Raw genomic sequence first — 21,733 nt, forward strand, 5'->3', positions numbered from 1 at the left:
GACGCGCCGCGCCCGCCTGCCAGCGCAGCGTGCCGCCAAGGGAGGCTTCCCGCGACGACAATCGCAGATCCTCGAGCGACAGCGCCGTGCCGCCGGACCAGTCGAAGGCCGTGGCGAGATGGGCCTCGGTCAGGCGCGGCCCGGGCAGGCCCAGGGCGGTGAGGAGCGGCGCCGTGTCCGCCCCACGGCCCTCGAACCGGCCTCGGGCGCCGAGCGGGGCGGTGCCGCTGAGCGCCCCCTGCAGCCGCGCCTCCAGCCCCGCGGCCCGCAGCGTGGCCTCGAGCGGCCAGGGGCCCGGCGCCGCCAGGGCGGCCAGAGGGGGAAGGCGGGCCTCGCCCTGCCAGGCCAGGCCGCGCCACTGACCGGACAGGCTGGCCTCACCGGGCCCTTCGCCATCGGTGAAGCGGAGGCTGCCGGCGCCCAGCACCAGATCGGGCGCCAGGGGGGCCATCGCGCCGCCGGCAAGGCTGGCGGAGAGGCCAAGCAGGTGCGGCGGCCGCCCCGGCCCCGCATCGCTCAGCGAGGCCTGCACGGCGAGACCTTCCAGCGCCGCGGGCCAGGGCTGCGCGGGCGACAGGAAAGGCGACAGCCGCCCCAGCCGATCGGCCGAGGCCTCGACCTGCAGGCGCCAGCCCGCCAGCGCCTCCGGCCGGGACAGGCTGCCCTGAACCTGCAGGCGCAGGCCTGGCGATGTCGCGGTCAGTTCGAGCGGCCAGTCCGCCGGCTCGGCGCTGGCACCCGTGAGGCGCGGCAAGGGGCCGGTCGTGCCTTCCACGGCGATCTCGACGCCCCGCAGCGCCAGCTGTCCGCGCAGGCCCAGCGGCGATGCCGGCTCCGGCGCGGTCAGGGCGAGGTCGCGGATCTCCAGCGTCTCGTGCCCCCCGCCGCGCGCGTCATGCCAAGTGAGCCGGCCGCCCTCGATGAGGATCTCCGAGACCGAGAAGGCCAGCGGCCGCGCGGCCCGGCCGTCCTGCGCCGCGGGTGCGGGCCCGGGCGCGTCGGCGGCGGGGGGAGGCGGTGGCCGGAGGCGCCAGTTGCCCTCGCCCGCCGCGTCGACCTCCAGCAGCACATCCGGCTCGACGAGGCGGATGCGCTCGAAGGCCAGCTGCCGCGAGAGCAGCGGCAGCAGCGCCAGCCGCGCCTCCATGCGCCGGGCGGTCAGCATCTCCGGCCGGCTGCCACCTGGCGCATTGGCCAGCGAAACGCCTTCCAGCGTCACCGTCGGCAGCAGCGAGAGCTTCACGCCCACCGGCCCGCCGAGGGTCAGCCTCCGCCCGGTCGCCTGCTCCACGGCGGCGATGACGCGCGGGCGCAGCACCGAATCCCGCAGCAGCCATTGCGCCGCGCCCCAGACGAGCAGCGGCGCGGCGACGAGGCCGGCGCCCGCGACGATCAGGAGGCGGCGGGCCATGACTCAGCCCTGCCGCCGGGGCTGCGGCGTGCGCGGCTTCTCGAAGCCCAGCGTCTCGAAGCTCTCCAGCATGTGCGGCGGCAGCGGCGCCGTGACCTCCAGCGTGCCGCCCTCGGGATGCGGCACGCGGATGGCGCGGGCGTGCAAGTGCAGGCTGTGCGAGAGATTGTCCAGATGCGCGGCCTGGCCGCCATACTTGCCATCGCCCAGGATCGGGCATTCCAGCGCCGCGGCGCAGTGCACGCGGAGCTGGTGGGTGCGACCGGTCAGCGGCCGGAGTTCCAGCCAGGTGGCATGCCGCCGCGCCACGTCCACCGTGCTGAACTCGGTGATGGCATGCGCGCCCTCCCGGCCCTCCGCCGGGGCGGTGCGCTCGCCATGCGGGCCGCCGAGCTTGGCCAGCGGCATGTCGATGCGCCCGGCCTGATATTGCGGCTGCCCGACCACGATCGCCCAGTAGGTCTTCTCCGCGTCCCGCCCCCGGAAGGCGGCGGCGAGCCGGCCGGCCGCGCGAGGGTCGCGCGCCAGCAGGATGACGCCGGAGGTGTCGCGGTCCAGCCGGTGCACCAGCCGCGGCCGCTCCTCATGGCCGAAGCGCAGCGCGTCCAGCATTCCGTCCAGGTGCCGCCGGATGTTCGGGCCGCCCTGCACCGGCAGGCCGTGCGGCTTGTTCAGGGCGATGACGCTGTCGTCGCGGTAGAGAATCATCGTCTCCAGCAGGCGCGCATCCGCCTCGCTGACCCCCCGCTCGCGCGGCGCCGCCTCCGGCGCGGGACCCTCGGGCAGGGGAGGGATGCGGATCTCCTGTCCGCGCTCGAGACGGGTATTGGCCTCGGCGCGCTTGCCGTCCACGCGGATCTGTCCGGTGCGCAGCAGCTTCTGCAACGCGCCCTGGGTGAGCTGCGGGAAATGGCGGCGGAACCAGCGGTCCAGCCGGGAATCGGCGTCCGCCGCGTGCACGGTGCGGTGCTGGATGGTCATGGGCGGGAAGTAGCCGCCGGCCAGGGCGGCGTCGAGCCAATTCCGCTTGACGAAAAGGAATAAATTCCTTATTCCCTTACTTCCTTACCGGCCCTGGGAGCGTCCGATGCGGATGGCGAAACTGACCAGCAAGAACCAGCTCACGTTGCCCGCATCGGTGGTCGAGGCATTGGGCCGGCCCAGCCACTTCCGCGTGCAGGTCCATGAGGGCGTGCTCCTCCTCTGGCCCGGCCGGTGGGTAGGCGCGGAACTGCCTGGCGATGGCCGTGAGGATAAGGCGGCAGCATCGGCGAAGTAAAGGAAAATACACCCATTGAGGCCCAGGGGATGAAAGCCGCCGCGCTTTCCCGGGTCGCGACGATGCCTCCCCCTCCGCACCGGTCGGAGGAGCGAGGTCCATGGCGGGCCGTTCGCCTGCGGCATGGTGAAAAACGTCAGCCCGCCAGGGCACGGCCAAGTGCATGGCCCAGGCCGAAGGTCATGGCGAAGGCCCCGAGGCCGCCCGCCAGCGTCAGCGCCAGGTAGCCGGCGCCGAGGGCGGGCGAGCGCAGCGCCAGCGTGCCGACATCCAGCGAGAAGGCGGAGAAGGTGGTGAAGCCGCCGAGCAGGCCGGTGATGACGAGGGCGCGGCTCTCGGGCGAGAGATGGACGCCCGCCAGCATCAACCCGCCGAGCAGGCCGATCACGGCGCTGCCGGCGACGTTCACCGCCAGCGTGCCCCAGGGCAGGAAGACCCCGAACCAGCGGGCGAACCAGATGCCGGCGGCGTAGCGGAGCAGCGAGCCCGCCGCGCCCCCCAGGGCCACCAGCGCCAGCAACGACGGGGTGAAGGGCGTCACGCGGCGTCAGCCCGCGGGCAACGGCGGATGCGGCTTCTCCCGCCCGGAGCCAGGGTCGAGCGCCCCGCCCGCCGGGCCGGTGTACCAGGTGGCGTCTTCCGGTGCGGCGGACATGCGGGCCCTCCTGCCTTGCGCGCGCGATCCTGCCAGCCCGGCACGGCCGGCGCCAGCCGCGGAGGACAGCGCCACGCCGGACCTCAGTCGGGCGGGCGGCGGCGCGCCTTCAGGCCGGCCCAGTAGTCCAGCCGCCGCTTCACGTCGCGCTCGAAGCCACGTTCGTTCGGCGCATAGAAGGCGGCCTCTCCGAGCGCCTCCGGCAGGAAGTCCTGGCCGGCATAGGCGTCGGGGTAATCGTGGTCGTAGCGGTAGCCGGCGTGGCGGCCCATCTCCTTCATCAGCCGGGTCGGGGCGTTCAGGATGCGCATCGGCGGCGCCAGGTGGCCGCTGCGCTTCGCCGCCGCCATGGCGGACTCCCAGCCCAGGTAGCTGGCGTTCGATTTCGGCGCGGTCGCCACATAGTTGATCGCCTGGGCCAGGAAGAGCCGCCCCTCCGGCCAGCCGATGCGCTCGAAGGCCTGCCAGGCGGTGAGGACCTGCACCATGGCCTGGGGATCGGCCATGCCGATATCCTCCGAGGCGGCGCAGGCGAGGCGGCGGAACACCGCCTCGGGCGCCTCGCCGGCATGCACCATGCGGGCGGCGTAGTAGAGCGCGGCATGGGGGTCGGAGCCACGCAGCGACTTGTGGAAGGCGCTGAGCAGGTCGTAATGCCCGTCGCCGGCCTTGTCGTGGCTGGGCATGCGCCGCTGCAGAAGCTGGCCCATATCCTCCACCGTGAGGTTCTCGCCCTCCGCCAGCACGAAGATCTGCTCGGCCATGTTCAGCATGTAGCGGCCATCGCCGCCGGCCATGTCGATCAGCGCCTGCCGCGCCTCGGGGACGAGGGGCAGGGCGCGGCCGAGATGCGCCTCCGCCCGCTGCAGCAACAGGCCCAGCGCCTCCGCCCCCAGGGCGTTGAGGATGAAGACGCGGACGCGGGAGAGGATGGCGCCGTTCAGCTCGAAGGAGGGGTTCTCCGTCGTCGCGCCGACCAGGGTGATGGTGCCGTCCTCGATATAGGGCAGGAAGGCGTCCTGCTGGGCGCGGTTGAAGCGGTGGATCTCGTCCACGAAGAGCAGCGTGCCGCGCCCGCCGGCGCGCCGGGCCCGCGCCGCCTCGAAGACCCGGCGGAGGTCGGCGACGCCGCCCTGGATGGCGGAGACCGCCTCGAAGTGGAGATCGGTCGCGCCGGCCAGCAGGCGCGCGATGGTGGTCTTGCCCGTGCCGGGCGGGCCCCAGAGGACCATCGAGGCGATGGCGCGCGCCGCCACCATCCGGGCCAGCGGTCCCTGGGGGCCGAGCAGGTGGTCCTGGCCGGTCACCTCCGTCAGGCTGGCGGGGCGCAGGCGGTCGGCCAGGGGACGATCGACCAGGGGGCGGGGAGCCTGGTCGTCGAACAGGCCCGGCGGGGAACCAGGGGAAGGACCGGGGGAGGTGGGCATCGTCGGCATTATATAGGGCGCGGCGCGCGGGCCTTCCCACCATCCGCCCGCCGCGCTACGTCAGCAGGCATTTTTCCTCCGACCAAACCTCCCCCGGCGGGGCCAAGAGCGGGCGACACAGCGGACGATGACCAGCAGCAACGACATCCGGGCCACCTTCCTCGACTATTTCGCCCGCAATGGCCACACGGTGGTGGATTCCTCGCCCCTGGTGCCGCGCAACGACCCGACGCTGATGTTCACCAACAGCGGCATGGTGCAGTTCAAGAACGTCTTCACCGGACAGGAGCGCCGCCCCTACAGCCGCGCCACCACGGCGCAGAAATGCGTGCGCGCCGGCGGCAAGCACAACGACCTGGACAATGTCGGCTACACCGCCCGCCATCACACCTTCTTCGAGATGCTCGGGAACTTCTCCTTCGGCGACTACTTCAAGGAACAGGCCATCGAGCATGCCTGGACCCTGCTGACGCGCGACTTCGCGCTGCCGAAGGAGAAGCTCCTGGTCACGGTCTTCTCCGAGGACGAGGATGCGGCGGCGCTGTGGCGCAGGATCGCCGGGCTCGGCGACGAGCGGATCATCCGCATCCCGACCAGCGACAACTTCTGGCGCATGGGCGATACCGGCCCCTGCGGCCCCTGCTCCGAGATCTTCTACGACCACGGCCCCTCCATCCCCGGCGGGCCGCCCGGCAGCCCGGACGAGGACGGCGACCGGTTCATCGAGATCTGGAACCTGGTCTTCATGCAGTATCTCGAGGAGCCGGCGGGGACGCGAAACCCGCTGCCGCGCCCCTCGATCGACACCGGCATGGGGCTGGAGCGCTTCGCCGCCATCCTGCAGGGCAAGCACGACAACTACGACACCGACACCTTCCGCGCCCTGATCCTGGCGAGCGCCGAGCTGACCGGGCAGGCGGCGGACGGGCCGTTCAAGGTCAGCCACCGCGTCGTCGCCGATCATCTGCGCTCGGGCGCCTTCCTGATCGCCGATGGCGTCATGCCGTCGAACGAGGGGCGCGGCTACGTGCTGCGCCGCATCCTGCGCCGCGCCATGCGCCACGCCCATCTGATGGGCGCGAAGGAGCCGCTGCTGCACCGCCTGCTGCCGGTGCTGGTGCGGCAGATGGGCGCCGCCTATCCCGAGCTGGTCCGCGCGGAGGCGCTGATCGGCGAGACGCTGAAGCTGGAGGAGACGCGCTTCCGCAGCCTGCTGGAGCGCGGCCTCGGCCTGCTGGCGGAGGAAAGCGCACGACTGGGGGAGAAGGGCACGCTGCCGGGCGATGTCGCCTTCCGCCTCTACGACACCTTCGGCTTCCCGCTCGACTTGACGCAGGACGCGCTGCGCGGCGAGGGCAAGGCGGTGGACGTGGCCGGCTTCGAGGCCGCGATGGCCGAGCAGAGGCAGCGCGCCCGCGCCGCCTGGGCCGGCTCCGGCGAGGCCGCCACCGAGACGCTCTGGTTCGACCTCAAGGAGCAGCTCGGCGGCGCCACCGAGTTCCTGGGCTATTCCACCGAGAAGGCCGAGGGCGAGATCCTGGCGGTGGTGTCCGAGGGCCGGCTCGTCGGGCGCGCGGGTCCGGGCAGCGAGGTCGCGGTGGTGCTGAACCAGACGCCCTTCTATGCCGAGAGCGGCGGCCAGGTGGGCGACAGCGGCGTCATCACCGGCATGGATGGCCTGCGCATCGCCGTGCGCGACACGCAGAAGAAGCTCGGCCTCTTCGTGCATCTCGGCACGGTCGAGGCGGGAGAGGCGGAGCTGGGCCGGGCGGTGGTGGCCGAGGTCGAGCACGGGCGCCGCGGCGCCATTCGCGCCCACCATTCCGCCACCCACCTGCTGCACGAGGCGCTGCGCCGCCGCCTGGGCGACCATGTCGCGCAGAAGGGCAGCCTGAACGCGCCGGACCGCCTGCGCTTCGACGTGTCCCAGCCGACGCCGATCGGGCCGGAGGACCTGGCCTGGGTCGAGGCCGAGGTGAATGGCCGCATCCGCGAGAACGCCGAGGTGGTGACACGGCTGATGACGCCCGAGGCGGCGGTGGCGGCCGGCGCCATGGCCCTGTTCGGCGAGAAGTATGGCGACGAGGTGCGGGTGGTCGGCATGGGTTACGATCCGGAGGCCACGGCCCGGCACGGCGTCTATTCGCTGGAGCTCTGCGGAGGCACGCATGTCCGGCGCACCGGTGATATCGGCCTGTTCAAGATCGTCTCCGAGGGCGGGGTTTCCGCCGGCGTCCGCCGCATCGAGGCGGTGACGGGCGCCACCGCCCTCGCGCTCGTGGAGCAGGCCGAGAAGACCCTGCGCGAGGCGGCCGCGACGCTGAAGGTGTCACCGGCCGAGCTGCCGGCGCGGATCGTGGCGCTCACCGAGGAGCGGCGGCGGCTGGAGCGTGATGTCGCCGAGCTTCGCAAGCAGCTGGCCACCGGTGGCGGCGCCGCCGCGGCGGAGGAGGTGGGCGGGCTCAGGCTCGCCGCCCGCAACCTCGGCGACGTGCCGCCGCGCGACCTGAAGGGCCTGGCCGATGCCATCCTGAAGTCCGGCGCGGCCGATGTCGTGGCGCTGGTCTCCACGGCCGAGGGCAAGGCGAGCATCGTGGTGGGCGTGGGCGAGGCGGCCCGGGGGCGCGCGGATGCCGTGGCGCTGGTGCGGGCCGGCAGCGCGGCGGTCGGCGGCAAGGGCGGCGGCGGCCGCCCCGACATGGCGCAGGCCGGCGGCCCCGACGTGGCCCAGGCGGATGCGGCGCTGCAGGCCATCCGCGCCAGCCTGGCCGGCTGAGGGTGCGATGACGGAGCGGTGCCGGGCGCGCGATCTCGGCCTGGGGGCCCCCCGGATTAGCCCCCCGCTGCGGCCCGGCATCTTTCCGCCCGGGCCGCTCAACGCCATCTCCGACTGCACCGGTGTGCGCGTCGGGCAGGTGACGCGGATCGAGGGCGACGGGCTCCGCAGCGGCGTCACCGCCATCCTGCCGCACGGGGGCAATCTCTATCAGGAGCGCGTTCCGGCCGGGCTGTCGGTGATGAATGGCTACGGCAAGCTCGCGGGCGCGACCCAGCTGCGCGAGCTTGGCGAGCTGGAGACGCCGATCGTGCTGACCAATACTCTCGCGGTCGGGCGCGCCGTGGAGGCCGTGGTGGACTGGACGCTGCGTCAGCCGGGCAACGAGGCCGTCCTGTCCGTCAACGCCCTGGTGGGCGAGACCAATGACGGGCGGCTGAACGATATCCGGGCCCGGGGCGTCACGGCTGCCGATGTGTTCGCCGCGCTGGAGTGCGCCGTCGAGGGTCCGGTCGCGGAAGGCAGCGTGGGGGCGGGCACGGGGACCCTGGCCTTCGGCTGGAAGGGGGGCATCGGCACCGCCTCGCGCCGGCTGCCCGGGGCGCTGGGCGGCTTCACCCTGGGCGCGCTGGTGCAGAGCAACTACGGCGGCAACCTGACGATGGACGGCGTGCCCGTCGGGCGCGAACTCGGCCGCTTCTATCTGCGCGACCATGCCGATCGTGGTGACGCCGATGGCTCGGTCATGGTGGTGCTGGCGACCGATGCGCCGCTCTCGGACCGCAATCTCTCCCGCCTGGCGCTGCGCGCCATGGCCGGGCTGGCGCGCACCGGCGCGGCCTTCTCCGACGGCTCGGGCGACTATGCCATCGCCTTCTCGACCCATCCGGAGGTGCGGCGCGGTCAGGAGCGGGTGCCGGACTGGCCCAATGCGCGCATGTCGCCCCTCTTCGTGGGCGCGGCCGAGGCGGTGGAGGAGGCGGTGCTGAATTCCCTGCTGATGGCGACGACCGTGGAGAGCCGCGACCCGCTGAGCGGACGCCGCCGGCGCGGTGAGGCCATCGACCTCACCGCGCTGCGCGAGGTCCTGGCGCGGCACGGACGCCCCTGACGGCGCGGCCTCCGGCGCCTTCCCCCCTCAGGCCTCCGGCTGGGCCGGGGTGTGGCTCTGGCTCTCCAGATAGGCCAGGCGCGCGGCCAGGTCGTCGGCGCGGCAGATCATGAAGCCGAGCAGGCAGAAGCTGCGGCCGTCCTCGGCCACGGCCTCCGTCTCGAACTCCACCTCCAGCAGGCCGCCATCGCGGGTCTCCGGCAGGTCCAGCATGACCGTGACCTGCTCCCCGGGACCGGGCTCGATGGTGAAGCGCCGCGTCACGGCACCGGTGGCGCAGAGAAGGGCGGGCAGGCCGCATCCCGGGGCCGGCTTCAGCTCGAGATAGAGGCGCAGGGCCGCGTCGGAGCCGGCCGGAGCCAGGGGAAGGCGCAGGCCCACCGCCGCATTCCCGGCCCAGGCACCCTCCTCCGACAGCGCATGCCAGCCGGCCCCGCTGAGCGTCGCCGCCGCGCTGGCCAGATGCAGGTCCGGCCGGTCCAGCATGCTGCGGCGGACGGCATAGCGCCGCGCCAGCTCGATCGGGGCACGCCGGCCAGCTTCCGGGCCGGGCTGGCGCGCCAGGCCGCGGGTGGCGTCGAGGACCTGGTCCTTGATGGCGCTCCAGCTGCGCGGGCGCCCCTTCTCGCGCGCCTTCTCCTCCTGCGCGGCGCGGAACTCGGGATCGAAGATCAGCGCCTCCAGCTTCGACTGGAGGTCCGGCAGGCTCTGCGGCGTGAAGTAGAGGGCGGCCTCGCCGCCGGCCTCGGTCAGGGCGGAATGGCCCGCGGTGAGCACCGCCTTGCCATGCGCCAGCGCCTCGGTGATGGGCAGTCCCCAACCCTCGTAGTGGCTGTTGTAGACCGAGAAGAGGCAGTGCTCGTAGAGCGCGTCCAGCTCCAGGTCGGAGATGCGCGACAGGATCACGACGTGCCGCTGAAGCTCCGGCGCGTTGCGCAGCAGGGCGAGCGCCGCCTCCGCGTGCCACCCCGCTTTGCCGACGCAGACCAGGCGCGGCACGCGGGCGGGGCCGTACTGCCGCAGAAGGGCCAGCCAGGCGCTGAACACCAGGAGGTGGTTCTTCCGGCTCTCGATGGTGGCGACGAAGAGAACGTAGGGCTCGCCGGGCCGCAGGACACGCAGCGCCGGCATCGCCGTGTCGCCACGGGCCGGCATGGCCTCGCGCGGGTCGCCATCCAGCCGGATGACCTGCCCCGGCAGGTCCAGCCCCGGCATCAGCCGCTGCAGCTGGTGCCGCACGTCGCGCAGCGTGTTCTCCGAATTGCAGAGCAGGCCATGCGCGTGCAGGCCCAGCGCGCTGAACCAGCGGGCATAGTCCTGCACCATGGTGTGCAGGCAATGCTCCGGCACGACGAGGGGCACGCAGTCGTGCACGAAGGGGACGTAGCGCACGCCATGGCGCCGCTGGATCTCGCGCAGCGCCCGGAAATAGTCCGGAAAGCCCCAGGAATTGCCCAGATTGACCAGCAGGGTGCCCGCCGGGAAGGCGAGGGCGGGCGCGCGTCCCACGGCCTCGCGCAGCGTGTCCCGCGCCAGGGTCCAGTCCGGGTCCTCGGTGTCGGATCCGCTGGCCGCCAGTTCGCAGAGCGTGGCGAACCGCGCGGGCTCGACAGCGTGCCAGCAATGCTGCGCCGGATCGTAGGAAACGAGGGCGATCTCCACCCCCTCGGGGAGCGGCTCGCCAAGGGCACGGCCGAGAATGCTCATCTGGACGCGCTGGATGCCGGTCGGCGTCCGCGCGCCATTGAAGTAGTCGAGCACGTCCGTGACATCGAAGGCGAGCTGATGGACCTGATCCGACAGGGTCTCGGCCTGTCCGTCGGGCTCCGGCAAGGCCGGGGCGGGCGGCTCCTCGGTCAGCCATTCGGCGCTGGCGGAGGCTTCCTGCCAGGCGTCGGGATTCTCCGGGTCCAGCGAAAGCGCGCGGGCATAGGCCTCGGCGGCCTCGTGCCGGAGGCCGAGCAGCTTGAGCGCGTGGCCGAGCTGCAGATGGAGATCCGCATCCTCGGGCGCCAGCTCCAGCGCCGCCTTGTAGCGCTCCAGCGCCGCCGCGACGCGCCCCGCCTCCTTCAGACAATGCCCTTCCTGAACGATCAGCGACCAAGCATCCGGCCGCAGCGTGACCACGCGGGCGTAGAGCCCCGCGGCTTCCTCCCAGGCGCCGAGGGCGCGATGGGCGTCGGCGACCGCGAGCAGAGCGTCTGGATCGTCCGATCCGCCAGGGGTGAGCGTCAGCTCGGAGGAAGCATGATCCATACAGTCCTCACCGCGAAAAAGGACGGGAGCCCCGCGCTCTCCGATCAACTCCAAGTAACGGGTAAGGCATCTCTCAGCAACCGTTCGGCAGCGGGACTCCAGCCGTCACCCTCATGCAAGGCGATCCCCGGCAGGATCCGGTCCGGTCCCCGGCCGAGTCGTCGGCCCTGGACCAGCGCACGCCGCGCGGCCTGACCAGCGCGGGGCCAGAGCGGCAGCAAGGCCAGGCTCCCGCACCGCGCGCCCCGCAGGGCCTCCGCCCCGGCGAGAGCCTGCTCGGCGGGCAGGACCAGGGTGAGGCTGCCGTCGCGGCGAAGCGGCCGTGCCAGCGCCTGGGCCCAGGCGGCGAGGTCCGGCCCCATGGCCTTATGCGTCGCGCCCGCTCGCAAGGCTCCGGGCGGGATCGTGCCGGCGGGCCAGTAGGGCGGGTTGGCCATGGCGTGATGCACCGGCGGCAGGGCCCGCGTCAGCGCGCGGTCGGCGATATCGCCGGTCAGCACCGTCAGGCGCTCCGCGACGCCGTTCAGGGCGGCATTGTCCCGCGCCAGCCCGGCCAGGTCCGGATCGCGCTCGATGGCGTAGACCGTGATGTCCGGTACGCGCGCCATCAGGCAGAGGGCAACGGCGCCGCTGCCGCAACCGCCCTCGAGCACGATGTCCCCGGGCCGCGCGGGGATGGCGGCGGCCAGCAACACCGCGTCCAGCCCGGCGCGCAGCCCGCCGCGCGGCTGGCGCAGCCGGACCCGGCCGTCGAGCAGGCCATCCAGCGTCAGGTCGGCGGCATCCATGAGCCTCAGTCCGCGACCTCTTCGCCCGCCTCGCGCAGGACCCGCCGGGCCCGGCCATAGGCGTCGTCAGCGACAACCAGGCGGCGGGGAAAGGCGCCGATGCCGCCATGCAGCGCGCTGACATGGCCATCCAGCACCAAAACCTCGATGCCGGCATCGCGCAGCAGGGCCGCCAGGAAGGACAGGCGAACGGGATCGGGGCTCTCCGCCAGGACCTGCACGGCGACGGTCTCCCTGTTGCATCCCGCTCCCGCGGCGTGGGCTTCCGGCCGGCGACGGGCCAGCGGGGGGCGGTGCCTTGCTGGGCCCCATCCCCGTAGCTATGGTGCGCGTCCCAGCGAAGAGGTCAATGGTCGCGTGAACTTTCCGGACGCACCGATGCGCAGCCGTACCGAGGCATCCGTCACGCCCGCGACCCGGGATGGCGAGGATGCGCTGACCGCGCTGGTCGGGCTTGTGGGCGAGGATCTGCAGGCGTGCAACCGGCTGATCGTCGAGCGCATGCAGAGCCCGGTGCATCTGATTCCGCAGCTGGCGGCGCATCTCATCGCCGCGGGGGGCAAGCGGCTGCGTCCGCTGCTGACCCTGGCCGCCGCGCGGCTCTGCGGCTACCGGGGCGAGCGGCATATCGGCCTCGCCGCCTGCGTCGAGTTCATCCACACCGCCACGCTGCTGCATGACGACGTGGTGGACGAGAGCGAGCTGCGCCGCGGCCAGGCCAGCGCCAATGCCATCTTCGGCAACAAGGCCAGCGTGCTGGTGGGGGACTTCCTCTTCGCCCGTGCCTTCCAGCTGATGGTGGCCGACGGCTCGCTCGAGATCCTCGACATCCTGTGCAGCGCGGCCGCCACCATCGCCGAGGGCGAGGTGTTGCAGCTCGTCATCCAGAACGACACGGCCTCGACCGAGGCGCAGTATCTCGAGGTGATCGAGGGCAAGACCGCCGCGCTCTTCGCCGCCGCGACCAAGGTGGGCGCCGTGGTGGCCGACCGGCCGCGCCACGAGGTGACGGCGCTGGAGAGCTATGGCCGCAACCTCGGTATCGCCTTCCAGCTGGTGGATGACGCGCTGGACTATTCGGCGCAGCAGGAGCGGCTGGGCAAGACCGTCGGCGACGACTTCCGCGAGGGCAAGATCACCCTGCCCGTGCTGCTCGCCTTCGCGCGGGGCGATGCCGCGGAGCAGGATTTCTGGCGCCGCGTGCTGGAGCAGCGGGAGCAGGGCGAGGACGATCTCCGCCACGCCCTGGGCCTGATGCAACGCCATCGCGCCATCGAGGACACCATCGCGCGGGCGCGCCATTATGGCGATCTGGCGCTCGCCGGCCTGGAGCCCTTCGCGGAGGGGGCGGAACGGCGCGCACTGGCGGGCATCGTCGAATTCTGCATCGCGCGGGCGCGCTAAGAGGTCCACCCGACCCTTGCGGCCCTCGGCCGCCTTGTGCGAATGTCACTGACATGTCAGCGACATTTGGATTGATCCGCGATGAGTGTTCTGCCGCCCCTTGAGCCGCCCGCCTCCCTGACCGGGCAGGCGGTGGCGGCCTTGCGCCGCGAGATCCTGACCACGCGCCTGCTGCCGGGCGCCAGCCTCAGCGAGGCGAGCGCGGCGCAGATGCTGGGACTGGGCAAGGCGCCCGTGCGCGCCGCCCTGGCGCGGCTGGCCGAGGAAGGGCTGGTGCAGGCGGTGCCGCGGCGTGGCTGGATCGTCTCGCTGGTGACCATCCGCGATATCCACGAGGTCTTCGGCCTGCGGCTGCTGCTGGAGCCGGAGGCGGCGCGGCGGGCGGCGGGGCGGGTGGACGCGGCGCTGCTGCGTCGCCTCGATGCGGTCTGCGCCTGTGGCTACCAGCCGGAGGATGAGGACAGCACGCATGCCTTCCTCGACGCCAACAAGGCCTTCCACGTCACCATTGCCGAACTCTCCGGCAACGGGCGCCTGGCGCGGCAGGTCGACCGGCTGCTGGACGAGAGCACGCGGATGCTGGCCCTCGGCCTGCGGCGGCGCGACCGCACCGGGGAGATGGCGCATGAGCACCACCAGCTGATCGAGGCGCTGGCCCTGGGTCATGCGGAGGAGGCGGCGCGCATCATGCGCGGGCAGGTCGAGGCCTCACGCCGGATGGTGCTGGATGCGCTGATCGAACCCGATTCCGCCCTGTTCATCTGAGAGGGAGCCGGACATGTCCTACATCTCCAAGGGATCCGCGCTGCGCGCCATGCTGCGCGACATCGCAACCGCCGTCGCGGGCGATCCCGGCGGGCGCCCGCGCCGTGTCGCGGAGGCCCTGCGGCCCTTCCTGAACGATCCGCTGCTGCTGGCCGGGCTGGACTGCGCCTCGCGCCCGGAAGGCTATACGCGGCATCTGCTGCAGGCCGACCCGGACGGGCGATACGCCGTCGTCGCGCTGAGCTGGCGGCCGGGGCAGATGAGCCCGATCCATGCGCACCGCACATGGTGCAGCTTCGGCGTGCACCGGGGCGTGCTGACGGAGGGATATTATCGCGGCGTGGAGGAGGGGCACCCGGCGCAGACGGCGAGCCTGCTGCACCGCCCGGGCGCCATCGTCCATGGCGCGGCGGACCCGGCCGCGGCGCACCGGCTGGCCAATCTGGATGGAGAGGAGGCCCTCTCCATTCATGTCTACGGCGCGGCCTTCGAGCGCTTCGGCCAGGACGTCAATCTGGTCTACGCCGCCTGACGGAGGGCGGCGCGGCCTGGTCCGTCCTGTGCCGGGTCAGTCCTTGTGCTGGTCGGGCGCCGCGTCGCTGTTGAGCGTGATGTACTTGGGCAGGCCGATCTGCTTGATCAGGTCGAACTGCGTCTCCAGGAAGTCGGCGTGCTTCTCCTCATCCGCCAGGATGCGCAGCAGCAGATCGCGCGAGACGTAGTCGCGCACGCTCTCGCAATGGGCGATGCCATCGCGCAGGTCGTTGATCGCCTTCTCCTCGATCTTCTGGTCGCAGCGCAGCACCTCCTCGACATTCTCGCCGATGAGGATCTGGTTCAGGCGCTGCACATTCGGCAGCCCGCCGAGAAAGAGAATGCGGTTGATGAGGTCATCCGCATGCTTCATCTCCTCGATGGACTCGGCATATTCGTGCTTGCCGAGCTTGGTCACGCCCCAGTTGTCCAGCATGCGGGCATGCAGGAAGTACTGGTTGATGGCCGTCAGCTCGTTGGTGAGCTGAGTATTCAGATACTCGATGACCTTCGGATCGCGCAGCATGACGGAACTCCGTGCCTGGAACTTTCAGGCGCGGAGGTTTAGCGATCCGATGAACTCAGTCAAGTTGTTGTTTTTGCTTGTGAATGAGACTGAGAGACGGTCTCAGTTGCCACCCAGCGCGGATTGTTCCGCGGGCTGATCGCGGAGGATGGAGAGCATGGTGCCGGTGCAGCAGCCGCACTGCGCGTTGCAATTGCAGGCGGCATAGACCTCTTTCGGACGGCGCGCGCCCTCGGCGATGGCGGAGCGGATCCGCGCGTCGGTGAGGCCATTGCAGATGCAGACATACATGAGGCAGGCACCACGGCTGTCGATTTGCAATTGATAGACGCTCGCAAACCGATCTGCAAGTCATTCGCAGTCTCGCAACACCGCCAGAACGGCCTTGCCGTAGCGCTCCAGCTTGGTGGCGCCGACGCCGGGAATGGTCCCGAGCGCGGCCAGATCGGCCGGGCGGAGCGCCGAGATCTCCGCCAGAGTGCGGTCCTGGAAAATGACATAGGCCGGCACGCCCTGGGCGGTCGCGGTCCGGCGGCGCCAGTCGCGCAGCGCGCTGAAGCAGGGATCGGCCGTCATGGCCGGGCCCGCCTGGCTCTTGGTGGCCAGCCGGCCGGCCGGCGGCAGGACCAGCTCCTCCCGGAGCATGATCGAGGCCTCGCCCTTCAGGACGGGGCGGGCGGCCTCGGTCGGCACCAGCTCGCCGTGATTCTCCACCGCGACATCGAGCACGCCCTGCGCGACGAGCTGCCGCGCGACGCCCCGCCAGGTGGCTTCCGGCAGGTCCCGCCCGACGCCGAAGGTGGGCAGCTGGTCGTGCCCGAACTGGGTGACCTTGGCGGTGCTGCGGCCCTGCAGCACATCGACCACATGGCCGAGGCCGAAGCGGCGGCCGGTGCGCAGCACGGCGGAGAGCAGCTTCTGCGCCGCCACCGTGCCGTCGAACAGCCGTGGCGGGGCCTGGCAGATGTCGCACTGGCCGCAGGCTTCCGGCGCGGCCTCCCCGAAGCAGCGCAACAGGATCTGCCGGCGGCAGGTGGCGGCCTCGGCGATGCCCACCATGGCGTCGAGGCGCTGCCGCTCCACCCGTTTCTGCTCGTCGGCGGCGCCGCTTTCGCCGATGCGGTGACGGGCCAGCGCGATGTCGCCCGCGCCGTAGAGGAGGAGGGCCCGGGCCGGCAGCCCGTCGCGTCCGGCGCGGCCGATCTCCTGGTACCAGCTCTCGGGGCTGCGCGGCAGGTCGGTATGGGCGACGTAGCGCACATCGGGCCGGTCGATGCCCATGCCGAAGGCGATGGTCGCCGCCATGATGACCGCATCGCCCCGGGCGAAGCGGCGGTGGGTCTCGCGTTTCTCCCGCGGCTCGAGCCCGGCATGGAACACCAGGGCGTCGTGCCCGTCCTGCCGCAGCCAATCCGCCGTCTGCTCGGCCTTCCGCCGCGTGCCGCAATAGATCAGCCCGGCGCCGCTGCCGTCGCCGGCGGTGGCGATGAAGCGACGGAGCTGCGCGCGCTCCTGCTCGCGGGGCTGGGCGGCGATGTGGATGTTGGGCCGGTCGAAGCTGGCACGGAAGAGGGGGCTTTGCTCGAGCCGGAGCTGGCGCTGGATGTCCAGCACCGTCCGCGGGTCGGCGGTGGCGGTCAGGGCGAGCCGCGGCACTTCCGGGAAGCGTTCGGCGAGCACCGGCAGGGCGCGATACTCGGGGCGGAAGTGGTGCCCCCATTGGCTGACGCAATGGGCCTCGTCGATGGCGAAGAGCGCGATCCGCATCTCGTCCAGCCGCGCCAGCGTGGCCTCGTTGGTCAGCCGCTCGGGCGAGACGTAGAGCAGCTTCAGCTGGCCACGGTTGAGCTCCCGCCAGACGCCGCGCGCCTCATCGGGATCGAGCTCGGAATGCAGCGCGGCGGCGGCGATGTCCTGCTGGCGCAGCGCCGCGACCTGGTCCTCCATCAGCGCGATGAGCGGCGAAACCACGACGCCGAGGCCCGGGCGGCACAGGGCGGGAACCTGGAAGCAGAGGCTCTTGCCGCTGCCGGTCGGCATCAGCACCAGGCCGGATCCGCCGGCGACGGCGTGGCGCACCACCTCTTCCTGCATGCCCCGGAAGCCGCCATGGCCGAAGACCTGATGCAGGACTTCAAGCGGGTCGCGCGGCGGGGTCATGATGCGGCAGGGATCCGTTTGGGCATGAGGCGGCGACCGTCACGGCGGGCTGCGAGAGACCCGGTCAGCCTTGGGGGCGCGGGGGAAGTAGCGGCTGAGGGGGCCAGGGGGCAAGTCCGCACCGCTCCGGAGCGCGCGGCGGGTCGTGCGGACATGACGCAGAAACGCCCTGTTTTGGGGGTGGTGGGCGGCAAGCGTCAGCATTACTGTCCCGCCCCTTTCAGGGAGCTCGCCGCGACGTCATGGGCGCCATCACACTGGGTATCGTCGGTTTCGGGGTCATGGGCGAGCGCCTGGCGGGAGCGGCCCTGTCGCATCCCGATATCCGGATCGCGGGCGGCTGGGACCCCTCGCCGCGGGCGGCCGCGCGCTGGAGGGAGGTGACGGGGGCAGCCCCCTTCCTCCCCGATGCCGATGCGGTGATCGAGGCCTGTGACGTTCTCTATATCGCGGCACCGCCGGCCGCGCATATTCCGCTCGCGCGCCGCGCCTTCAAGGCCGGGAAGGCCGTGTTCCTGGAGAAGCCGCTGGCCACCGACCTCGACGAGGCCGCGGCCTTCGTCGCCGAGGCCGAGGAAGGCCGGGCCCGGGCGGCCGTCAACTTCCCCATGGCGTCCTCTCCCGCCGTCGAGCAGGTGAGTCGCTGGCGCCAGGATGGCCATGTCGGCGCGCCCCTGCGGCTCGACATCGTGACGGACTTCGCCCGCTGGCCGCGCCATTGGCAGGCTGCCGCGGCGCCCTGGCTGGCGCGGCGGCAGGAGGGAGGCTTCACGCGGGAGGTGCTGTCCCACTTCCTGTTTCTTGCACTGCGGCAACTCGGCCCTCTCGCCGTCGTTTCGGCAGCGGTAGCATACGGAGATGACGATGCCGCGGAGACCGCCATGGCCGCCGAATTGCGGGCCGGGGAGATCCCTCTCTCCGTCTCGGGCACGGTCGGCCGGATCGCGGAGGACGAGCAGCATTCCTGGACCTTGAGCGGCGAGGCCGGCGCCATCCGTCTTCGGAACTGGTCCCTGGCGGAACGTCTCCAGGATGGGAATTGGCAACCCGCCGCGGAAGCGCTGTCCAACGCGGAAATGCGACCGCTGGTCCTGCAACGGCAACTGAGCAAGCTGCGGGCGCTCGTCGAAGGCAAGCCACAGGATCTCGCCACCCTGCGCGAGGCGTTCGAAGTACAGGCGATTGTCGAGCGGATACTGCGAAATGGAGCCATGTGAACCGGAGCCGGGTAACAGTCAATATTTACAATCGGAAAGAAGATTCTTCGGGCCGGGACTGACGGCATGGAAAGTAGGACAGCATGCTGCTTCCATGAGGATGACGACAACGCCGCATGGAGATCGGCAGACTGCTGTGCTCCACTGGAAGCGAGCGGCGAAGTCCTGATCCGACTCCCTTATCGTAATGATTTCTGAGGGGCGGTTACGTTTCGTCGCTGGACAGTTTGGTTGCCAATATTATTAGATGGACGTGTCGAATGGGCTTTCGATTCCCGTCCTCCGAGCGAGGCGCCGCGCCGCGACGTCTGGCTCCATGAGCAACGGAGAAGAGGCATATCCCGCTGACCGAGACAGGCACCGTTATGGATCTGCCCGGTAGGATTTTTTCACATTCGAGACGACGACACTGCGCGCGAACCGCCGATTTCACATAAAAGTGATGTGGCGGTCCAGTCAGCCAAGAGAAGGAGAAGTGGAACATGGCAGTTCAGAATGCCCCGGAGCAGCTTTTAGGCATCCTGCGGGATACTGTCGTGTCTCTGGTGCGCAGGGACGGTCATGACCTGTCCGCCCGCCAGCTTGGCGTTTTCCTGACCGTCTATCTCTCTGACAATCCGCATACCGTCCGTGGGCTGGCCGCGACCCTCAACGTGTCGAAACCGGCGATCACCCGCGCCCTCGACCGCCTGGGCGAACTCGATCTCGCGCGCCGCAAGACCGATCCGCAGGATCGCCGCAGCGTGTTGATCCAGCGCACCGTCAAGGGTGCCGCCTTCTTGCGGGAGTTGCGAGGCATGATGGTCGAGGCCGACTCCACGGCCCGGACCCTCACCCCCTCCAAGCCGGCCAATTCGGAAGAGCTCGCCCGTAAGGCGGTGTGATGCCAAAATGAGATATACAATCCAGGGTTGTGTTCTGATCCTGGATTATCGCGCCGGGATGGGGGTGCCGGGGTCGATCGTCCCTCCCGCACCCCGGCGTGCATTATCCTGCCTTCCGAGGCTCGCGCTGTGGCCCGGATGCTTTTAGGCTCCCTGGCTCCCCGCCCTGCCACGGAGCACTCTGCATGCCGGATTCCCTTCCGCTTTCCCCTTCCGGAATGAAGTTCGGCGTCGGACAGGCGGTGCCGCGGAACGAGGACCCGGTCCTGCTGCGGGGCGAAGGCCGGTATACCGACGATCTGCAGCGGCCGGGCCAGCTCTGGTGCGTCATGGTCCGCAGCCCCTACGCGCACGGCGTGCTGCGTGGGCTGGATGTGGAGGCTGCCCTGGCCACGCCGGGAGTGGTGGCGGTGTATACCGGGCGGGACCTTCAGGCCGCCGGCTTCGGCACGATGCGCTGCACCCTGCCATTGCCCGGCCTGATCAATGTCGAGCGCCCCGCCCTGGCGCTGGATCGTGTCCGCTTCGTGGGCGATCCCATCGCCTGCGTGATCGGCGAGACCCGGGACGCGGCGCGGGACGGCGCCGAGGCGGTGCTGCCGGACATCGACACCTTGCCCGCCGTCACCGAGGCCGCCGCCGCCGCCGCCCCGGAGGCACCGCAGCTCTACGAGCATGTGCCGGGCAACCAGGTTCTCGACTTCCATTTCGGCGACAGGGAAAAGGTGGAGGCGGCCTTCGCGGGCGCGGCGCATGTCACGCGTCTGCATCTGCGCAACAACCGCATCGTGGTCTGTGCGATGGAGCCGCGCAGCGCCATCGGCGAGTACGACGAGGCGACCGGCCGGTACACCCTGCATGTCGGTAGCCAGGGCGTCTTCGGCCTGCGCAACCAGATGGCCAACGACCTCCTGAAGGTGCCGACGGAGAAGCTGCGCATCCTGACCGGCAATGTCGGCGGCAGCTTCGGCATGAAGGCCTCCGCCTATCCGGAATATGTCTGCCTGCTGCATGCGGCGCGGCAACTGGGCCGGCCGGTGAAGTGGACCGATGAGCGCACCGGCAGCTTCCTGTCGGATTGCCACGGCCGGGATCATGAGGTCAGCGCCGAGCTGGCGCTGGATGCCGAGGGCCGCTTCCAGGCGGTGCGCCTGACCACCTTCGCGAATATGGGCGGCTATCTGAGCACCGTCGGCCCGCTGATGGGCACGATGAACTTCGTGCGCAACATCCAGAGCAACTACGCGACGCCGCTGATCGAGGTGGCGACACGCTGCCTGCTGACCAATACCACGCCCGTCTCGGCCTATCGCGGCGCCGGCCGCCCGGAAGGCAACTACTTCATGGAGCGGCTGATCGAGACGGCCGCGGCGGAGATGGGCATCGATGCCATCGAGCTGCGCCGCCGCAACCATATCCGGCCCGAGCAACTGCCCTACAAGGCGGCCTCCGGCTCCAGCTACGACAGCGGCGAGTATACCGCCGTCCTCGACAAGGCGCTGCGGGAAGCGGATTGGGAAGGTTTTGCGGCGCGCAAGGCGGCGAGCGCGGCGCGCGGGCTGCTGCGCGGGCGCGGCATCGGCAACTTCCTCGAATGCACGGCGCCGCCGGCCAAGGAGATGGGTGGCATCCGCTTCGAGGCCGACGGCACCGTCACCATCATCACCGGCACCCTGGACTACGGCCAGGGCCATTGGACGCCCTTCGCCCAGGTGCTGTACCAGGCGCTCGGCATCCCCTTCGAGCGTATCCGGCTGCTGCAGGGCGATTCGGATGAGCTGATCGCGGGCGGCGGCACCGGCGGCTCGAAATCGCTCATGGCGTCGGGCGCGGCGATCATCGAGGCCTCGGCCAAGGTGGTCGAGAAGGCGCGCCGCGCCGCCGCGCATCTGCTCGAGGCGGCCGAGGCCGATATCGAGTTCGAGCCCCATGCCGAGGGCGGCGCGCGCCTGCTGATCGCCGGCACCGACCGTGGCATCAGCCTCATCGACCTGGCCGCGCGCCTGCGGGAAGGCGGTGCCCTGCCGGAGGATGTGCCCGGAAGCCTCGATGTGAGGCATGTCTTCGAGGAGGCACCGATGGCCTATCCGAATGGCTGCCACATCGCCGAGGTGGAGGTGGACCCCGAGACGGGCATGGTGCGGATCGACCGCTATGTCACCGTCAACGATTTCGGCGTGGTGGTGAATCCGCTGCTGGTCGAGGGGCAGGCGCATGGCGGCATCGCCCAGGGCATCGGCCAGGCGCTGATGGAACGGACCGCCTATAGCGAGGACGGACAGCTGCTCTCCGGCTCCTACTCGGATTACGCCGTGCCCCGCGCGGGCGATCTGCCGAGCTTCGCCTTCCACAGCCATGCGGTGCCGGCCAAGACCAACCCGCTGGGCGCCAAGGGCTGTGGCGAGGCCGGCTGTGCCGGTTCGCTGCCGGCGGTGATGAATGCGCTGGTGGATGCCTTGTCGGAGCGCGGCGTGCGCCATATCGACATGCCGGCCACGCCCGAGGTGGTGTGGCGCGCGCTCCAGGAAGCGGCGGCCTGA

The 21,733-nt window shown here is 71.1% G+C and carries 19 protein-coding genes; 9 read left to right on the forward strand and 10 right to left on the reverse strand.

The features are described 5' to 3' along the window. On the reverse strand, window positions 1-1,411 hold a 1,411-nt coding region (locus tag ACVMLK_RS00840), incomplete at its 3' end, for an AsmA family protein (protein ID WP_457485334.1). 3 nt (window positions 1,412-1,414) lie between these two features. After that, a complete protein-coding gene (locus ACVMLK_RS00845; RefSeq protein ID WP_457485335.1) occupies window positions 1,415-2,392 on the reverse strand; it encodes an RluA family pseudouridine synthase in 978 nt (325 codons plus the stop codon). Window positions 2,393-2,504: 112 nt separating this feature from the next. Here ACVMLK_RS00845 and ACVMLK_RS00850 point away from each other — a divergent pair, with 112 nt between their 5' ends. Continuing rightward, on the forward strand, window positions 2,505-2,690 hold the full coding sequence (locus ACVMLK_RS00850) for a hypothetical protein (protein WP_457485336.1): 186 nt from the start codon (window positions 2,505-2,507) through the stop codon (window positions 2,688-2,690). 136 nt (window positions 2,691-2,826) lie between these two features. On the opposite strand, the gene ACVMLK_RS00855 is transcribed toward ACVMLK_RS00850, so the two are convergent. Further along, window positions 2,827-3,231 carry a fluoride efflux transporter FluC gene (locus ACVMLK_RS00855; RefSeq protein WP_422924242.1) on the reverse strand — a complete coding sequence of 135 codons (405 nt, stop codon included), beginning with the start codon at window positions 3,229-3,231 and terminating at the stop codon, window positions 2,827-2,829. Between the two features lie 197 nt (window positions 3,232-3,428). Beyond that, on the reverse strand, window positions 3,429-4,772 hold the full coding sequence (locus tag ACVMLK_RS00860; RefSeq protein ID WP_457485337.1) for a replication-associated recombination protein A: 1,344 nt from the start codon (window positions 4,770-4,772) through the stop codon (window positions 3,429-3,431). 127 nt (window positions 4,773-4,899) lie between these two features. Here ACVMLK_RS00860 and alaS point away from each other — a divergent pair, with 127 nt between their 5' ends. Both alaS and ACVMLK_RS00870 read left to right on the forward strand, forming a co-directional pair. Next, window positions 4,900-7,548 (forward strand): alanine--tRNA ligase, encoded by a 2,649-nt coding sequence (gene alaS / locus ACVMLK_RS00865; RefSeq protein ID WP_457485338.1) that lies wholly within the window; start codon window positions 4,900-4,902, stop codon window positions 7,546-7,548. 7 nt (window positions 7,549-7,555) lie between these two features. Next, window positions 7,556-8,659 (forward strand): DmpA family aminopeptidase, encoded by a 1,104-nt coding sequence (locus tag ACVMLK_RS00870; RefSeq protein WP_457485339.1) that lies wholly within the window; start codon window positions 7,556-7,558, stop codon window positions 8,657-8,659. A gap of 27 nt (window positions 8,660-8,686) precedes the next feature. On the opposite strand, the gene ACVMLK_RS00875 is transcribed toward ACVMLK_RS00870, so the two are convergent. From ACVMLK_RS00875 to ACVMLK_RS00885, 3 genes are read right to left on the reverse strand one after another with little or no spacing between them, the layout of a single operon-like run. Beyond that, window positions 8,687-10,915: a glycosyltransferase family 4 protein gene (locus ACVMLK_RS00875; protein ID WP_198364843.1), complete on the reverse strand. Its 2,229-nt coding sequence runs from the start codon at window positions 10,913-10,915 to the stop codon at window positions 8,687-8,689. Window positions 10,916-10,959: 44 nt separating this feature from the next. Then, window positions 10,960-11,703 (reverse strand): tRNA1(Val) (adenine(37)-N6)-methyltransferase, encoded by a 744-nt coding sequence (locus ACVMLK_RS00880; protein ID WP_457485340.1) that lies wholly within the window; start codon window positions 11,701-11,703, stop codon window positions 10,960-10,962. Between the two features lie 5 nt (window positions 11,704-11,708). Next, window positions 11,709-11,924 (reverse strand): putative signal transducing protein, encoded by a 216-nt coding sequence (locus tag ACVMLK_RS00885; RefSeq protein WP_198364845.1) that lies wholly within the window; start codon window positions 11,922-11,924, stop codon window positions 11,709-11,711. Window positions 11,925-12,081: 157 nt separating this feature from the next. Between ACVMLK_RS00885 and ACVMLK_RS00890 the strand changes: the two genes are divergently transcribed. From ACVMLK_RS00890 to ACVMLK_RS00900, 3 genes are all read left to right on the forward strand, one after another. Beyond that, window positions 12,082-13,107: a polyprenyl synthetase family protein gene (locus ACVMLK_RS00890; RefSeq protein ID WP_198364846.1), complete on the forward strand. Its 1,026-nt coding sequence runs from the start codon at window positions 12,082-12,084 to the stop codon at window positions 13,105-13,107. A gap of 81 nt (window positions 13,108-13,188) precedes the next feature. Further along, window positions 13,189-13,872: a GntR family transcriptional regulator gene (locus ACVMLK_RS00895; protein ID WP_198364847.1), complete on the forward strand. Its 684-nt coding sequence runs from the start codon at window positions 13,189-13,191 to the stop codon at window positions 13,870-13,872. A 13-nt stretch (window positions 13,873-13,885) separates the two neighbouring features. Continuing rightward, on the forward strand, window positions 13,886-14,404 hold the full coding sequence (locus ACVMLK_RS00900) for a cysteine dioxygenase (RefSeq protein WP_457485341.1): 519 nt from the start codon (window positions 13,886-13,888) through the stop codon (window positions 14,402-14,404). Between the two features lie 36 nt (window positions 14,405-14,440). Here ACVMLK_RS00900 and bfr read toward each other — a convergent pair whose 3' ends face one another. From bfr to recQ, 3 genes are all read right to left on the reverse strand, one after another. After that, window positions 14,441-14,932, reverse strand: a complete 492-nt coding sequence (bfr, locus tag ACVMLK_RS00905) for a bacterioferritin (RefSeq protein ID WP_198364849.1) — start codon at window positions 14,930-14,932, stop codon at window positions 14,441-14,443. A gap of 102 nt (window positions 14,933-15,034) precedes the next feature. After that, the gene (locus ACVMLK_RS00910) at window positions 15,035-15,253 is read right to left on the reverse strand and encodes a (2Fe-2S)-binding protein (RefSeq protein WP_232476810.1); all 219 of its coding nucleotides are present in this window, start codon (window positions 15,251-15,253) and stop codon (window positions 15,035-15,037) included. Between the two features lie 30 nt (window positions 15,254-15,283). Beyond that, window positions 15,284-17,092 carry a DNA helicase RecQ gene (gene recQ, locus ACVMLK_RS00915; protein WP_457485342.1) on the reverse strand — a complete coding sequence of 603 codons (1,809 nt, stop codon included), beginning with the start codon at window positions 17,090-17,092 and terminating at the stop codon, window positions 15,284-15,286. A 242-nt stretch (window positions 17,093-17,334) separates the two neighbouring features. Between recQ and ACVMLK_RS00920 the strand changes: the two genes are divergently transcribed. The 3 genes from ACVMLK_RS00920 to ACVMLK_RS00930 all read left to right on the forward strand — a co-directional run bounded on the left by ACVMLK_RS00920 (window position 17,335) and on the right by ACVMLK_RS00930 (window position 21,733). Then, window positions 17,335-18,309 carry a Gfo/Idh/MocA family protein gene (locus ACVMLK_RS00920; RefSeq protein WP_457485343.1) on the forward strand — a complete coding sequence of 325 codons (975 nt, stop codon included), beginning with the start codon at window positions 17,335-17,337 and terminating at the stop codon, window positions 18,307-18,309. A 482-nt stretch (window positions 18,310-18,791) separates the two neighbouring features. Continuing rightward, window positions 18,792-19,193: a MarR family transcriptional regulator gene (locus ACVMLK_RS00925; protein ID WP_198364852.1), complete on the forward strand. Its 402-nt coding sequence runs from the start codon at window positions 18,792-18,794 to the stop codon at window positions 19,191-19,193. 185 nt (window positions 19,194-19,378) lie between these two features. Further along, the gene (locus ACVMLK_RS00930) at window positions 19,379-21,733 is read left to right on the forward strand and encodes a xanthine dehydrogenase family protein molybdopterin-binding subunit (protein ID WP_457485344.1); all 2,355 of its coding nucleotides are present in this window, start codon (window positions 19,379-19,381) and stop codon (window positions 21,731-21,733) included.

This window comes from Teichococcus aerofrigidensis, from assembly GCF_054073225.1.